This is a genomic window from Flavobacterium sp. N1994 (assembly GCF_025947145.1).
Lineage (GTDB): Bacteria > Bacteroidota > Bacteroidia > Flavobacteriales > Flavobacteriaceae > Flavobacterium.
In genome coordinates this window covers 2,681,825-2,699,342 of sequence record NZ_CP109999.1, presented here as the reverse complement: position 1 = coordinate 2,699,342, position 17,518 = coordinate 2,681,825, and the positions used below count along the sequence as shown (strand labels likewise).

Sequence of the window (17,518 nt, the reverse complement as noted above, 5' to 3'; positions counted from 1 at the left end):
TATGATGAAGAATGTAATTTATTTATTATTAGTGTTGAGTTGCACCATAGGTTTTAGTCAAAATCAAAAATTAAAAACTAAGGCATTGGATACAAAAGAACTAGACAACAAGACGTATATCGGCTTTGATGGCTTGGGTAATAATTATTATATAAAAGATAATGTTTTTAGTAAAGAAAACGAGACTCAAAAATGGGAATATAAAAATGTAGCGCTTGGAAAAATAACTTCTGTTGATTATATCAATCCCATGAAAATAGTGGTCTTCTATGAAGACTTTAATACGATAATTACGCTTGACAACCAACTGAATGAAACCCAAAAAACAAACCTATTCGACATTGACAATACCATTTTTGCTTCTAAAATTGGTTTAGCTTCTCAGAATCAATTTTGGATTTATAATGCTTTGACTCAGCAAATAGTATTGTTTGATTATTTGAAAAACACTTTTAAAAATATTGGAAATCCTATTCAAGAGAATATAAAATACACCCAGTCAGACTTTAATAATTTTTATTGGATTGATGAAGTGAACAATTGGTATACTATTGACATTTTTGGCAAGGTTACTTTATTGGCCAATATTCCACCTTTTGAAAAAATTCAAATTATTGATAACGAAAAATTATTGTTTTCAAGAGACAACGTGCTCTATTGTTTGAATAACCAAAATAAAGTCGTTTACGAAATAGAAATTGTTGAGAAATCGTTTAAAAATTATTATTACAAAGACCAAATTTTAGCTATTTTTACCAACCAACAAATTAAGAATTATAAAATAAAATTACCATAATGCACATAGCGGTAGCAGGAAACATCGGAGCAGGAAAGACAACGTTAACACGATTTTTAGCCAAACAATTCAAATGGGAACCTCATTTTGAAGATGTAGTTGACAATCCTTATTTGGATGATTTTTATCACCAAATGGAACGTTGGAGTTTTAACTTGCAGATTTATTTCTTGAACTCTCGTTTTCGCCAAGTGTTGCAAATTCGCGAAAGTGGAAAAAATATTATTCAAGATAGAACGATCTATGAAGATGCTCACATTTTTGCTCCTAACTTGCATGCTATGGGCTTAATGACCAATCGTGATTTTGAGAATTATTCTTCACTTTTTGAATTGATGGAAGGACTAGTTGGTGCTCCCGATTTGTTGATTTATTTACGAAGCTCAATTCCTAATTTGGTTTCTCAAATTCACAAACGGGGTCGTGATTATGAAAATACTATTTCAATTGATTATTTAAGCCGATTGAATGAACGATATGAAGCTTGGATACACACTTATGACAAAGGGAAATTACTTATCATTGATGTTGACAATATAGATTTCGTAAACAATCCAGAAGATTTAGGATTTGTCATCGATAAAATTAATGCCGAAATTAACGGTTTGTTTTAAAAAAAATATCTTCCAAAAAGCCTCGCATTTGTGAGGCTTTTTTATTTGTTCATCGGTAATAACTTCAAAAACAACGGTTAAATTTGGTTATTAAATAAATTAATATCTATTTTTATACAATTAGCATCAAAATAATTTAACCATTTTGGCTCATTTACACACCCCAAAAAATACCATATGATGAAAAATTACGCAATTAAAACACCTGTGCTTTTAGCATTCTTTTTGTTCCTATCATTTAATTTTACAACTTTAGCCCAATCAAAAACTGGAAAAGGTTCAGAACACAATAATAATTTCCGTCGAACTTCATCTCAAAACATAACCCGAAATAGCGCACCAACTCAAGGCACTTTAAGCACTTCAACTGTGACAGCTTGCGATAGTTATACTTGGCCTGTAACGGGTCTAACTTATAACATCACTGGAATTTATGGCTCAGGCGGAGGTATAACTCAGCTTTTTAATGATCAGACCGCATGGGACAATTCAGCAACTACTTATGGAGCAACCGTTGCGTTCAATAATTTAGCGGGAATTCCTGCAGCTACTACATTAAATTTAACTATTGGGAGTACTAATGTAACTTTGAGTGCTCCAAGTGGCATGTATTCTAGTGGTACTTTTGTAGGTACAAACAATCCACAAGAACCCATCACTATAACTTTTAGTCCAGCTATTTATGGTGTTGCTGGCAATTTTTTTGTTACTAATATTTCAGACAATATCATAAATGGAAACGTTACAGCTTCCTATTCTGATAGTGCCGTTGACAGCCGAAACGTAAATTCAGATACTGAAACTTACGGCTATTTTTCGACAACTCCTTTAACTAGTGTTATTTTAACAACTACTACCTCAAATAGATTTATCTCCCTAAAAAATTTAAGTATTGCTACTAATCCAGCTTCAACTGATACTTTAGATTTAACTATTATTACCCCAGCTACACCAACTTTCCCTGTTGTAGCACCAATATGTGAAGGAAATACTTTAGCAGCATTGCCAACTACTTCTAATAATGGAATTACTGGAACTTGGTCACCAGCTATAGATAACACAAACACCACTACATGTACATTTACACCTGACAGTGGACAATGTGCAACTAATACTACCAAAACAATTACTGTATTTCCTATTACAGCTCATTCTACAAGTATGACAGCATGTAATAGTTATACATGGCCAATTAATGGAGTAACCTATAACGCTAGCGGTTCCTATACAACCACAATCCCAATAACAGACACTTCAGAAATAGATGATTTTAATTTATGGGTTCAACATGCACTTTCTTTCAACGCTACTATAGTTTTGAATGATCTTAGCACTATTCCAGCAACCAATCCAACAACTTTTACTCTAGGTTCAACTAATGTTACCATGTCTGCACCCGGAGGAATGTATTCTAGCGGAAGTTTTCTTGGAACAGCCAACCCAAATAATCCGATAACAATAACATTTAACCCTCCTGTATATGGTGTATCTGCCAATTATTTTACAACCGATATTAACGATGCCGTTATTTCAGGAAATGTGACCGTTACTTATTCTGATGGTCACGTACAAAGTAGAACAGTTACTACAGACACAGATACTTTTGGCTATTTTAATAACAATTTAATAAGTAGTATTGTTTTTAGTTCATCAACAAATGTCCCTAATCATTATGTTTCGATAAAAAATTTCGCTGTGGCTACTAATCCTACCAGTTGTAGTACAGAAACATTAGACCTGACCATAAATACAACTCCACCTCCTGGAGACACTCGTGCTACAGCAATAAATGTTTCAACACCAAATTATACTACGACAGGGAACAACCTTGCAGCAAATTGTTATACTGATACATTTGGGACTCCTGCACCAGATGTTTGGTATAAAGTTACTTTAGATGCTTGTGCTCAATCTTTAAGTTTAAACACTTGTACTGGAACCAATTTTGATACTATTTTGAGAGTATTTACTCAAGATGGAACAACTGAATTAGCCAATAGTGATGATGATTGTGGACTTACTAGACAATCTTCAATAACTGGATTGGATGTTTCATCAGAAGATGTTGTTTATGTTTTGGTAGATGGATATTATGGTTTGGGTGAAGAACAAGGTACTTATGGATTGAATATTACACAAACCTTATTGCCACAAACTGCACCAACTTTTACAACTATTTCACCCATTTGTAATGGAGATGCATTATCATTGCCAACTACTTCCAATAATGGATACACCGGAACTTGGTCGCCAGCGATTGATAATACAACAACCACCACATATACATTTACTCCAAGTGCAGGTCTTTGTGCCTCAACTGCCAATCTAACGGTGACTGTTAATCAGCCAATAACTCCAACTTTTACGGCAGTTAGTCCAATTTGCAATGGTGATTCATTATCCCCTTTGCCAACTACTTCAAATAATGGCTATACAGGAACTTGGTCCCCAGCACTAGACAATACAATTACAACCATTTACACATTTACACCTGATGCTGGTCAATGTGCAGCTACTACAACTTTAACGATAACGGTTAATCAACCCGTAACGCCAACCTTCACAGCTATTGCTCCTATTTGTAATGGCGATTCATTATCCCCTTTACCAACTACTTCTAATAATGGATACACAGGAACTTGGTCGCCTGCTTTAGACAATACAACCACCACAACTTATACATTTACACCAACTGCAGGTCAATGTGCTGCAACTGCTTCTTTGACAATAACTGTTAATCAACCTATAACACCAACTTTTACCGCTATGGCTCCTATATGTAATGGAGATTCCTTATCCTTACCTACAACTTCCAATAATGGATACATAGGAACTTGGTCACCAACCCTAGATAATACAACAACCACAACTTATACTTTCACACCAAATACTGGTCAGTGTGCAACAACAACTTCTTTGACAGTAAATGTTAATCAACCTGTAACACCAACCTTTACAGCAGTCGCTCCAATATGTAATGGTGATGCTTTATCGGCTTTACCTACAACTTCCAATAATGGATACATAGGAACTTGGTCACCAACCCTAGATAATACAACAACCACAACTTATACTTTCACACCAAATACTGGTCAGTGTGCAACAACAACTTCTTTGACAGTAAATGTTAATCAACCTGTAACACCAACCTTTACAGCAGTCGCTCCAATATGTAATGGTGATGCTTTATCGGCTTTACCAACGACTTCCAATAATGGATATACTGGAAGTTGGTCTCCAGCTTTAGATAATACTACTACCACAACTTATACCTTCACTCCTGATGCTGGTCAGTGTGCTACAAATGCTTCATTAACTATTACGGTTAATCAACCCATAACGCCAACCTTTACTTCGGTTTCTCCAATATGTAATGGTGATTCTTTATCGGCTTTGCCAACGACTTCTAATAATGGATATATAGGAACTTGGTCACCTGCTTTAGATAATACTACATCTACAACATATACCTTTACTTCTGATGCTGGTCAGTGTGCTACAAATGCTTCATTAACTATTACGGTTAATCAACCTGTGACACCAACTTTTACAGCAGTCGCTCCTATTTGTAATGGAGATTCTTTATCGGCTTTGACAACAACTTCCAATAATGGATATACTGGAACTTGGTCACCAGCTATAGATAATACTACAACCGCGGCTTATACGTTTACACCAACTGCTGGTCAGTGTGCAACTACAGCTTCTTTAACTATTACAGTTAATCAACCTGTGACGCCAACTTTTACAGCAGTAGCTCCTATTTGTAATGGAGATACCGTATCGTTACCAACGACTTCCAATAATGGCTATATAGGAACTTGGTCGCCTGTTATAGATAATACAGCTACAACGACTTATACGTTTACTCCTGATGCCGGTCAATGTGCTACAACAGCTTCTTTAACTATTACAGTTAATCAACCTGTGACACCAACTTTCACAGCTGTAGCTCCTATTTGTAATGGAGATTCTTTATCAGCTTTACCAACAACTTCCAATAACGGATATACAGGAACTTGGTCATCTGCTTTAAATAATACAGCAACTACAACTTATACATTCACTCCTGATGCTGGACAATGTGCAAGTACAGCTTCTTTGACAATAACAGTTAATCAACCTGTAACACCAAATTTTACTGCGGTATCTCCTATTTGTAATGGAGATTCTTTATCAGCTTTACCAACAACTTCCAATAACGGATATACAGGAACTTGGTCACCTGCTTTAAATAATACAGCAACTACAACTTATACCTTTACTCCTGATGCTGGTCAGTGTGCAAGTACAGCATCTTTAACTATTACGGTTAATCATCCTCTGACACCAACTTTTACTCCAGTAGCTCCTATTTGTAATGGAGATACGGTATCGTTGCCAACTACTTCTAATAATGGATATAATGGAACTTGGTCGCCAGCTATAGATAATACAGCAACTACAACTTATACATTCACTCCAGATGCTGGTCAGTGTGCAAGTACAACTACTTTTACAATCACAGTTAATCAACCTATAACACCAACTTTCACAGCAGTGGCTACTATCTGTAATGGTGATACATTATCAGCTTTGCCAACTACATCTAATAATGGATATACAGGTACTTGGTCACCTGCTTTAGATAATACAGCAACTACTACTTATACCTTTACTCCTGATGCTGGTCAGTGTTCAAGTACAACTACTTTAACAATCACAGTTAATCAACCAGTAACGCCAACTTTTACAACAGTAGCTCCTATTTGTAATGGAGATTCATTATTAGCTTTACCAACAACTTCCAATAACGGATATACTGGATCTTGGTCACCTGCCTTAGATAATACAGCAACGACAACTTATACATTCACTCCTGATGCTGGACAATGTGCAACTACAGCTTCTTTGACTATTACGGTTAATCAACCTGTGACACCAACTTTTACGCCAATAGCTCCTATTTGTAATGGAGATGCACTATCAGCTTTACCAACAACTTCCAATAACGGATATACTGGAACTTGGTCACCTGCTCTAGATATTACAGCAACTACAACTTATACCTTTACTCCTGATGCGGGTCAGTGTGCAAGTACAACTTCTTTAACTATTACGGTTAATCAACCAGTAACACCAACTTTTACGGCTATAGCCCCTATTTGTAATGGAGATACGGTATCGTTGCCAACTACTTCTAATAATGGAATTTCAGGTACTTGGTCACCGGCTTTGGATAACACAACTACTACAACTTATACCTTTACACCTGATGCTGGACAATGCGCAATTACAGCTACATTGACAATAAATGTTAATCAACCTATAACATCAACTTTCACAGCAGTGGCTGCTATTTGTAATGGAGATTTATTATCAGCTTTACCAACTACTTCCAATAATGGAATTTCAGGTACTTGGTCACCAGCTTTGGATAACTCAACTACTACAAATTACACATTCACTCCTGATGCTGGACAATGTGCAACTACAGCTTCTTTAACTATTACAGTTAATCAACCTGTTACACCAACCTTCACAGCGGTGGCTGTTATCTGTAATGGAGATTCTTTATCAGCTTTACCAACTACTTCCAATAATGGAATTTCAGGTACTTGGTCACCAGCTTTGGATAACTCAACTACTACAAATTACACATTCACTCCTGATGCTGGTCAATGTGCAAGTACAGCTTCATTAACTATTACGGTTAATCAACCAGTGACACCAACTTTTACGGCTGTAACTCCTATATGTAATGGTGAAACTTTAACTGCTTTACCAACAACATCTAACAATGGATACACGGGTAGTTGGTCGCCAGCTTTGGATAATACAACGACGACAACTTATACATTCACTCCTGATGCGGGACAATGCGCAACAACAGCTTCGTTGACTATAACGGTTAATCAACCTGTTACCATACCAACATTTACAGCAGTGAATCCAATATGTAATGGTAATACACTAACAGCCTTACCAACTACTTCTAATAATAATATATCAGGTACTTGGTCGCCTGCTTTATATAATACAACAACTACAACTTATACATTCACTCCTAATATCGGACAATGTGGCGTTGTAACAACTTTAACAATAATCGTTAATCAACCCGTTACGCCAACTTTTACAGCAGTAGCTCCTATTTGTAACGGAGATGTTGTAGTCTTGCCTACAATCTCAAATAATGGAATTTCTGGAACTTGGTCGCCCGCCATAGATAATACAAGTACTACCACTTACACCTTTACTCCTAATGCTGGACAATGTGGTGTTGCTACAACTTTAACTATAACGGTTAATCAACCTATAACGCCAATATTTACTGCGGTGGCTCCTATTTGTAATGGAGATTCTTTATCGGCTTTGCCAACGACTTCCAATAATGGAATTTCAGGTACTTGGTCACCAGTTTTGGATAACACAACGACTACAACTTACACATTCACTCCAAATGCTGGGCAGTGTGCCACAACAGCTTCTTTGACAATAACGGTTAATCAACCTCTTACACCAACCTTTACTGCGGTGGCTCCTATTTGTAATGGAGATCCATTAGTAGGTTTGCCAACTACTTCTAATAATGGGTTTACGGGAACTTGGTCACCTGCTTTAGATAATACTGTAACTACAACATATACATTCACTCCAGATGCTGGTCAATGTGCAGCATTAGGTACTATGACTATCACTGTTAATACCGCCAATACCCCAACAGGAAACGCTACACAAACATTCCCAGTAGCTAATTTGAATGATGCTACAATTGCAAATATTGTTGTGAGTCCAGCAAATGTGGTGTGGTATGGTTCGTTAGCCGATGCTCAAACAGGAAGTAATGCATTAGCAACATCAACAGTACTTACTAATGGCGCTACTTATTATGCTGTCAATGTTGTTGGGTCTTGTTCTAGTACTCCTCTTGCTGTTACGGTAACTGTTAGTTTAGGCAGTGATGCATTTGATGATTTACATTTTGCTTATTATCCAAATCCAACTTCATCTGTGGTTACCATTTCGTATTCTAGAAACATTACTCAAATAACATTGGTTAACCTAATTGGCCAAACCTTGATGACAAAAGAAACAAATGCAACGGAAGTTCAAGTGGATTTATCTCGATTTGCTGAAGCCACTTATTTCATTAAAGTAGTTGCGGATGATAAAGAGAAAATCATTAAGGTCATTAAGAAAAGATAGTTCTTTTTATAAATGATTAAAAAGCTGGCTCTCTAATAATGAGTCGGCTTTTTTTATATCCTAATACCCTATACCTTGCAAATTAATAACAATTTGTTCCCGAAAGCTTGTCGCTAGGTAGCGGGAAGGTTTCTGGGAAACATTTTAAGGGTTTTGGACATAAACCGGGCACTTCTTGCCTTACCCAACAGAAAAAAGCTTGTTAGCATTTCATTAAAACAAAAAAACAGCCCACATAAGCGGGCTGTTTTTGTTTCTATAAAGTATACCTATTATTTCAATGCCTCTACTTTAGCTTTTACTTCTGCTTCTGTTCCTTCAAAAGTTTCAGAGGTTGAAGTACCCCCTACAGTAGTAGTAACAGTTGCTTTGGCTTTACCGTTTGTATTGATGATAACCACTTTTACATTTTTCTCAGTAGTAGATGGAGCTGTTGCTCCTTTTTTAGCACAACAATCTTCTTTTTTATCCGCTGACATATCAACACAAGATGTTTTCTTGATGAAGTTACCGTTAGCATCATAATGAGAAAGACAAGCTTCTTTTTGCTCTGGAGTACATTTTAAAGAATCACACATTTTAGCGCACTCGTCTTTAGTCATAGTAGCACATTTGCTCATATCGCATTTGCCTATCATATCCCCTTCACAAGATTCCATTTGAACAGTACATTTCATTTCTTTAGTTCCACCTTCGTTACCAGCCCCTAAGATTGGAGCGATTACTAAACCAATTAAACACGTCAATTTGATTAAGATGTTCATTGATGGACCAGAAGTATCTTTAAATGGATCTCCAACAGTATCTCCAGTTACAGCCGCTTTGTGAGCATCTGACCCTTTGTATGTCATTTCTCCGTTGATTTCAACACCAGCTTCGAATGATTTTTTAGCATTATCCCATGCACCACCAGCATTGTTTTGGAACACAGCCCAAAGTACACCTGAAACAGTAACTCCGGCCATATACCCTCCTAACATTTCAGCGATTAATTGGTTGTTATCTCCGTAAACTAATTTACCTAATAATACAATGGCAATTGGGAAACCAATAGTCATTACTCCAGGTAACATCATTTCTCTTAAAGCAGCTTTAGTAGAAATCTCAACACATTTACCATATTCTGGTTTACCAGTTCCTTCCATAATTCCAGGAATTTCTTTGAACTGACGACGAACTTCGTATACCATGTCCATAGCCGCTTTACCCACAGAATTCATAGCTAAAGCAGAGAATACTACTGGAATCATACCACCAACAAATAACATGGCTAATACAGGCGCTTTGAAGATATTGATACCGTCAATTCCTGTGAACGTTACATAAGCAGCAAATAATGCTAAAGATGTTAAGGCAGCAGAAGCAATAGCAAAACCTTTTCCAGTTGCAGCAGTAGTATTACCTACTGAATCCAAGATATCTGTTCTTGTTCTAACTTCTTTTGGTAATTCACTCATTTCAGCAATACCACCCGCGTTATCAGAAATTGGTCCGAAAGCGTCGATAGCTAATTGCATAGCCGTTGTAGCCATCATAGCAGAAGCCGCTAAAGCCACACCGTAGAAACCAGCAAAAGCATAAGAGGCCCAAATAGCACCAGCAAATAATAATACAGTTGGGAAAGTAGAAATCATACCTGTTGCTAAACCAGCGATTACGTTAGTTCCTGCACCAGTTGATGATTTTTGTACGATAGCCAAAACTGGTTTTGTACCTAAACCTGTGTAATATTCTGTTACTGATGAAATAGCTCCACCAACAAATAATCCGATAATTGTAGCATAGAACACACGCATTGAAGAGATTTCTTTTAATCCTTCACCGTAGAATTCCATTTTCATTGTAGCAGGCAACATGAATTGCACTAAGAAATAACAAGCAATTAAAGTTAATCCAATAGAAACCCAGTTTCCAATGTTTAATGCTTTTTGTACTTGAGCTTCTTTAGCATCATCACTAGTGATTTTAACTAACATTGTTCCGATGATAGAGAATAAGATTCCGAAACCAGCGATAGCCATAGGCAATAAAATTGGACCAATTCCACCGAAAGCGTCTTCGATTTTTCCGCCCATATCTTTAATCACATAGTTACCTAAAACCATTGCAGCTAATACCGTTGCAACATAAGAACCGAATAAATCGGCACCCATACCGGCAACGTCACCTACGTTATCTCCAACGTTATCTGCAATTGTTGCAGGGTTTCTTGGGTCATCTTCTGGAATTCCAGCTTCAACTTTACCTACTAAGTCAGCACCAACGTCAGCAGCTTTAGTATAAATACCACCACCAACACGAGCAAACAAAGCGATAGATTCAGCTCCTAAAGAGAAACCAGCTAATGTTTCTAATACCACGGTCATCCCTTCGGTATCTGTCCAAACACCACCCATAAAGAAGTGGAAGAACACTATAAAGAATGTTGTTAACCCTAAAACAGCTAAACCAGCAACTCCAAGACCCATTACAGTACCACCACCAAAAGAAACTTTTAAAGCTTGTGGCAAACTTGTACGAGCAGCTTGCGTAGTTCTAACATTTGTTTTAGTTGCAATTTTCATCCCCATGTTTCCTGCTAAAGCTGAAAAGAAAGCTCCGAAAATAAAAGCAACAACAATTAATAAATGCGTTTTAACACCAGGTAAAAAAGTAATACCTGCTAACACCACACTTGCAATAAGTACAAAAACGGCTAACAATCTGTATTCTGCTTTTAAGAAAGCCAAAGCACCTTCGTAGATGTAATCTGAAATCTCTTTCATTTTACCATCTCCGGCATCTTGTTTTAAAACCCAGCTTCTTTTGATTGCCATAAAAGCCAATCCAATTAACGCCATTACTATTGGCACATAAATCATGTATGATTCCATAAATATAATTTTTGTTATAAATTTTATCGGTCGCAAAAGTAACAAAACTTTAACAAATAAAAACAATATAATTAGTGAATATTAGTTCAATTGATATACATGTATTTAAAGTAAATCATTGCTTACTAAACCAAAAAAACTATTTTTGAGAAATATTTAAATCCAAATGGAGATTAAAACCCTTTCTGTTATTATTCCTGCCTACAATGAAGGTCCAACTATTTACAAAATATTGGACAAAATAAAAGCTGTTTCTCTTATTGACACCATTGAAAAGGAAATTATTATTGTGAATGATTGCAGCACAGACAATACTTCTGATAGTGTAAAAAATTACATCCTAAATAACCCAAATCTTACTATTGTTTTCAAAGAACACGATAAAAACAAAGGAAAAGGTGCCGCCATTCACACAGGAATAGAAATGGCATCAGGAGATGTTATTGTGATTCAAGATGCTGATTTAGAATATGACCCTCAGGAATATAACATTTTGCTAAACCCGATGATTAAAGATGTTGCTGATGTAGTTTATGGAAGTCGCTTTATGGGTGGAAATCCACACCGAATTTTATTTTTTTGGCATAGCATTGGAAATAAATTCTTAACCTTTTTGAGCAATATGTTTTCCAATTTGAATTTGACCGATATGGAAACCTGTTACAAAATGTTTAGAGCAGATGTCTTAAAATCGATACCATTAAAAGAAAAACGTTTTGGTTTTGAACCAGAAGTTACCCAAAAAATAGCTCGTATTCCTAAAATCAGAATCTACGAAGTGGGGATTAGTTATTATGGAAGAACTTTTGAAGAAGGCAAGAAAATAAACTGGAAAGATGGTTTTCACGCCATCTATTGCATTTTACGATATGGCATTTTCAAATAGGTATCATACCATTGGTTTCCGATTCCTTTTCTCCAAATAATGATGCCAAAGTATGAAAGTTGCCATGCTTCTGTAGGGTTTCCAATGGTCTGAAAGACGCTCCATTTCTTCTTTAGTGTGAACATCAAACAATTCTTTAATGGTATTGACTACTGCTATATCTCCAAGCGGAATAATATCTGGTGATTGTAATGAAAACATCAAATAGACATCAATAGTCCAATGTCCAATTCCTTTGATTTTGATGAGCTCATTTCTGACTTCGTCAGCGGATTTCGAATTGAAACTTTCTAAATCTAATTCTTCTGAAACCGCTTTGGCTAAAATTTTTAGGTAACTAATTTTTTGTCGACTCACCCCACAACTTTTGAGTTCATCATCAGAACATTTACTGATTGTTTCTGGAGAAACGTCACCTAACCTAGTTTCTATTTTTTGAAAACAAGCTTTCGCTGAATCAATAGAAACTTGTTGCTCTAAAATTAATTTGCATAAGGTAACAAAGCCTTGAGGTCGAGAAGGGATAAATGGATTCCCGTATTTATCGATAATCCCTTTTAGGGTTTCCTCTTTATCACATAAATAACGAATAGCTTCTTGCATCAAACAGTTTAAACGACAATTAGAATTCTGGATTAAAGTCTAATCGAATTCCAAAATTAGGGGCTTCAGGACCATTTACATTTTTGAAACTACTTCTCCAAACAAAGTCGATACGAATAGGTCTAAAGTTCCCATAACCAATGTTTTCTATTCCAAAACCAAACTCACTATATAATGAACTTGAAGGAGCATTATAGACAATGTTACTTCTGTTAATATCAATATTTTCTTGTCTAACTGTTCCGTAAATGCTTCTGTAAAACATGATTTCTCGAAGTTTCAACTTTTTTAGCAATGGTACTTTATTGAAAAGAAAGCCATTTAAATGATGCTCGAAGTGGCCCATAACGTAGGCATCTGTCATTAAATCATAGTAATCCAGCAAACAAAAAGTATTTCTTACTACAGAATACGATTGATTCGAAGCTACAGGGAAAAGTAGTGGAAGAGGTAAGGTTTCAAATACTTTACCAGCCTCTATATATGGTCTAAAAATACCAAAGTTACTCAAGAAAATAGGTCTTGAAATTGAAGCTTGAATTTTGTTATAATTAAAATCACTTCCAAAAATACCTTTATAGCCTTTTGTATATTTTAGGATAAAAGTTGGATACAAACTGTTTCCTATTCTTTGTTCTACACCAAAACCATAAACAAAACGTTTTGGAGTATACGTCAAAGAAATATTGGTCGTGAAGTTTTTAATAGCATTTATGTTATTGACTCCATCCAGCGAATAATCAATAGTAAAAAATTGTTCTGCTGCCGATTTAATATGTTGGTTGATTCCAGTAAAAGTAAGATGTAAATTTTTGTTTATTCCCCAATCAACATATAATGAATTCTTTTCTATTCGAGACAAATAATAATTATACCCACGGGCAATTAATACATTGGTTTCATTATTGGCTGAAAGTAAATCCGTAACATCTAATGTTCTTCCTCCAAGTTGCATATTGTCATCAACATGAGTAGCTCCAATAATTATTCTAGGATTAGGAAATAAAAGATATTTCACCTCTGCACCGTATTTAAGTTTATGGTCTTTGGTACCATAGGCAAAATAGAGCTGACTTCTGAACAAATCATTTGACGTTTTAAAAGTACGTAATCCTCCTTTTAAACGAGTTCCTTCGACGTTATTATTAGAAATAGTTTGCCAAAAAGAACCAAATTGAACATTTTTAAAAACATCAAAATACCCTGTAGACAATATGTTAATGGCACTTGAAACGGTTTTGACTCTTGGGTTGTTTTTTAATTCATCTATTATTTTTCGGGTAGCTCTCAAGTTTGGGTCTTTGGTAACTACACCATTCCAATAGGTATCATCTTTATAAAACTGATCGGAGCGTACTTGAGTGATTTTCTTGTTATAAAAAGCCTCGTCATGATTAGGTTCAAGATCATAATCACTGAATACTAAATTTTTCTTGACAAACAATCCTTTTTCTTCGTCGTTTTTGGTAAAAAGAGTAAAATCGCCTTCATAATAATCTCTATCTGGGAGATAAATACTATCGTTAAGGATTTGGAAGCTTTTTTCAATACTTAAATTTCTAACTAGGTTTAAATTGATTCCTTTATTGACTTTCATTGACACTTCTGTCAAAGCAAAGTTCTTATCTACTACTTTGAAGTTTCCTTCAAAAGCTATGGTTCCTGCTTGTCTTGGGAAGAAATACATTAGATAGGTTTTGCGATTATTTTCTACAATACTATCCTTCAATACATAATCATAAATCTCATAGCCTCTTTTGGATATCGGACTAACAAATGATTTATTTAAAATAAGTATATCGTCATCATACATGTCGATAGTAGAAAATGTATTGCTAATTCTATCAAATAAAAAACCATATTGACTAACCCCAACATTTCGTTCGGCCTCCATGTCTATACGTTCTTGCTTTAAAACATTATTGCCATAGATAGATTCATAATTCTCTTTCATGAATATAGGCACAAAAAACTTTTTATCTTTTTTTTCTGATTTTATAATTCTAACAATACTATCATACTGCTTTGCCATAGTTTTTTTCAAAAAAACACTATCTAAATTACTCAGTCCAATGGATACTGAAGTATATTTTTTATAATCGTAGGCTTTGACAAGATTTAAACCGTTCTTCTTTTTATTTGCCCATATTCCTTTTAGTATTCTATAGGCAGGATTTTCTTTTTTTGACAAGTGCTTTTTGGGTTTCCTTACAATTACGACTTCATTAAGTTGTTGTCCACTTTGTAACTTAATCTTAAGATTTTCAACTGTTGCACTTTTTAGTTCTACTACTTTCGGAGAATATCCAACAAAAGTAATCTCTATAGCTTTTTGATCCTTATCTGAAGAAATCGTAAATTTTCCATCCACATCAGTAGCAACTCCAATTTTTGAACCTACAAACAAAATATTAGCAAAAGGAACGGGTTGATTATTTTCGTCTAAAACAGTACCGCTTACTTTCGTTTGAGCAAGAATAGTGTTTGAAAACAGAAGAAAAAGAATAGAAAGTGTAAATATATTTTTCATGGCAAAAAAAAACTTCATCAAATTTTTCTGATGAAGTTTCAAATATAGTTATTTAGATTACTAGATTTTTAGACTTCTTAGATTTTTAGAACATTTTTCTATAGTTCTAAACATCTAACTACCTAACAATCTATTTATAAGTTACTTTTTTTACCGCCTTGACTACATCATCTGCATTGGGTAACCACTCTTTTAATAGTGTTGGTGAATAAGGTGCAGGTGTGTCCGCTGTTGTAATTCTTTGTATTGGAGCATCTAAATAGTCAAAAGCTCTTTCTTGTACCATATAAGTAATTTCAGAAGCAACACTAGCAAATGGCCAAGCTTCTTCTAGAACTACTAATCGATTTGTCTTTTTAACCGAATTGATAATCGCATCATAATCCATTGGACGAACCGTTCTTAAGTCGATGATTTCACAAGAAATTCCTTCTTTTGCTAATTCATCTGCTGCAATGAAAGCTTCTTTGATGATTTTTCCAAAAGACACAATGGTTACATCTGTACCTTCTCTTTTTACATCGGCAACGCCTAATGGAATGGTGTATTCTTCTTCTGGCACCTCTCCTTTGTCGCCATACATTTGTTCTGACTCCATGAAGATTACTGGGTCGTTATCACGGATGGCTGCTTTTAATAATCCTTTAGCATCATATACTGTTGATGGAACGACCACTTTTAAACCAGGAGTATTGGCAAACCAGTTCTCAAAAGCTTGAGAGTGAGTTGCTCCTAATTGTCCGGCTGAAGCTGTTGGTCCACGAAAAACCATTGGCATTGGAAATTGTCCAGCCGACATTTGACGCATTTTAGCAGCATTATTTATAATTTGGTCAATCCCAACTAATGAGAAGTTGAAAGTCATGTATTCTACAATAGGACGACAACCGTTCATGGCTGAACCTACAGCAATTCCTGCAAAACCAAGCTCTGCAATTGGTGTATCGATTACTCTTTTTGGTCCAAATTCGTCAAGCATTCCTTTTGAAGCTTTGTAAGCACCGTTGTATTCGGCAACTTCTTCACCCATTAAATATACTGATTCATCTCGACGCATTTCTTCACTCATCGCTTCGGCAATCGCTTCTCTAAATTGTATCGTTCTCATATAAATTTACTTTGTATCAATTTTGGATAGCAAAAGTAAAAATTTAAAATGAGAAACGATTTTTTTTAAGGTTTTTTGTGGTTCGTTTCATCGAAAAAAAAGAATTTATTTTAACGAAAACGATATAACAAACCTTAGCTCATTTTTACAATTTGTGATGTTTGGCTACTTCTTTATCATAAACCGCTGCCTTTTGGCTGTGCTCGTATGCCGTTTTAGCGCTTTCATTAGCTTCTAGTTCTTGACCTCCAGCATGATATTTCATAGCTTCCAAATGGGCTTTAGCCGCTTCTTGATGTTCTAACGCCGCATTTTTATGGCTTTCTATAATGGCTAATGTTGATTCTTTCTGCGTTTCCATAATTATATTTTGTATGTGATTATTAATTTTGATCATTATCTTCTTCTAAATTATCGTGATTGTCTCCGCCAATGCTGTACCCATTATTTTCTTCGTCTTCACTGCCAATATTTTCCTGTTCATCATCTAATTCAGAACCTGGAATATCTAAATCCGCTCCAGATTTATCTTGATTGAAGTTTTTCTCATTGTACTTTCCATCCTTGGCATTGGATGTTTTAGTTTTGGAAACCTCTTCGGGATCTATTTCAGTTTCTTCCTTATCAGTATTATAAATATCTTCGCTTGAGGGATAGATTTGATAATCTGGGAAAGTCTTATTTGAATCCTCTATGGTTTGTTTCTTTGCTATGTTGGTGCTATTTTTACTCATGTCTTTAGTTTTATTTTCTTTTTTTACTTAATCCTGCTTCACTTAAAGCAATGGCAACTGCTTGGTCTCTTTTTGTCACTTTTCCGCCAATTCCATCTTTTCCTGATTTTAAAGTGCCTTCTTTAAATTCGTGCATCACTTTTTCTACTTTATCTTTCTGTTTTTTAGTTTCCATAATTTCAATTT

11 protein-coding genes are annotated in these 17,518 nt (G+C 35.3%); 4 read left to right on the top strand and 7 right to left on the bottom strand.

Annotation, left to right across the window (positions count from 1 at the left end; genetic code table 11):
- The first annotated feature begins 1 nt into the window (after position 1).
- The 3 genes from OLM53_RS12105 to OLM53_RS12095 all read left to right on the top strand — a co-directional run bounded on the left by OLM53_RS12105 (position 2) and on the right by OLM53_RS12095 (position 8,598).
- Positions 2 to 796 carry a hypothetical protein gene (locus OLM53_RS12105; protein ID WP_264520493.1) on the top strand — a complete coding sequence of 265 codons (795 nt, stop codon included), beginning with the start codon at positions 2 to 4 and terminating at the stop codon, positions 794 to 796.
- Complete coding sequence (locus tag OLM53_RS12100; RefSeq protein WP_264520492.1) at positions 796 to 1,410, top strand: deoxynucleoside kinase; 615 nt, start codon at positions 796 to 798, stop codon at positions 1,408 to 1,410. The genes OLM53_RS12105 and OLM53_RS12100 overlap by 1 nt, the downstream gene beginning before the upstream one ends.
- A gap of 177 nt (positions 1,411 to 1,587) precedes the next feature.
- Positions 1,588 to 8,598: a T9SS type A sorting domain-containing protein gene (locus tag OLM53_RS12095; RefSeq protein ID WP_264520491.1), complete on the top strand. Its 7,011-nt coding sequence runs from the start codon at positions 1,588 to 1,590 to the stop codon at positions 8,596 to 8,598.
- A 272-nt stretch (positions 8,599 to 8,870) separates the two neighbouring features.
- Here the strand turns inward: OLM53_RS12095 and OLM53_RS12090 are convergent, their stop codons facing one another.
- On the bottom strand, positions 8,871 to 11,471 hold the full coding sequence (locus OLM53_RS12090; RefSeq protein ID WP_264520490.1) for a sodium-translocating pyrophosphatase: 2,601 nt from the start codon (positions 11,469 to 11,471) through the stop codon (positions 8,871 to 8,873).
- 166 nt (positions 11,472 to 11,637) lie between these two features.
- Between OLM53_RS12090 and OLM53_RS12085 the strand changes: the two genes are divergently transcribed.
- Positions 11,638 to 12,357: a glycosyltransferase family 2 protein gene (locus tag OLM53_RS12085; protein WP_264520489.1), complete on the top strand. Its 720-nt coding sequence runs from the start codon at positions 11,638 to 11,640 to the stop codon at positions 12,355 to 12,357.
- 3 nt (positions 12,358 to 12,360) lie between these two features.
- On the opposite strand, the gene OLM53_RS12080 is transcribed toward OLM53_RS12085, so the two are convergent.
- The 6 genes from OLM53_RS12080 to OLM53_RS12055 form a co-directional block, all read right to left on the bottom strand.
- Positions 12,361 to 12,960, bottom strand: coding sequence for a DNA-3-methyladenine glycosylase family protein (locus OLM53_RS12080; protein ID WP_264520488.1), 600 nt, complete (start codon positions 12,958 to 12,960; stop codon positions 12,361 to 12,363).
- A gap of 19 nt (positions 12,961 to 12,979) precedes the next feature.
- Complete coding sequence (locus OLM53_RS12075; RefSeq protein WP_264520487.1) at positions 12,980 to 15,490, bottom strand: DUF5686 and carboxypeptidase regulatory-like domain-containing protein; 2,511 nt, start codon at positions 15,488 to 15,490, stop codon at positions 12,980 to 12,982.
- 130 nt (positions 15,491 to 15,620) lie between these two features.
- A complete protein-coding gene (locus OLM53_RS12070; protein ID WP_264520486.1) occupies positions 15,621 to 16,598 on the bottom strand; it encodes a pyruvate dehydrogenase complex E1 component subunit beta in 978 nt (325 codons plus the stop codon).
- A 145-nt stretch (positions 16,599 to 16,743) separates the two neighbouring features.
- Positions 16,744 to 16,959 (bottom strand): hypothetical protein, encoded by a 216-nt coding sequence (locus OLM53_RS12065; RefSeq protein ID WP_264520485.1) that lies wholly within the window; start codon positions 16,957 to 16,959, stop codon positions 16,744 to 16,746.
- Between the two features lie 22 nt (positions 16,960 to 16,981).
- Positions 16,982 to 17,332: a hypothetical protein gene (locus OLM53_RS12060; RefSeq protein WP_264520484.1), complete on the bottom strand. Its 351-nt coding sequence runs from the start codon at positions 17,330 to 17,332 to the stop codon at positions 16,982 to 16,984.
- A 10-nt stretch (positions 17,333 to 17,342) separates the two neighbouring features.
- Positions 17,343 to 17,507, bottom strand: coding sequence for a DUF6496 domain-containing protein (locus tag OLM53_RS12055; RefSeq protein ID WP_264520483.1), 165 nt, complete (start codon positions 17,505 to 17,507; stop codon positions 17,343 to 17,345).
- Positions 17,508 to 17,518: the final 11 nt, after the last annotated feature.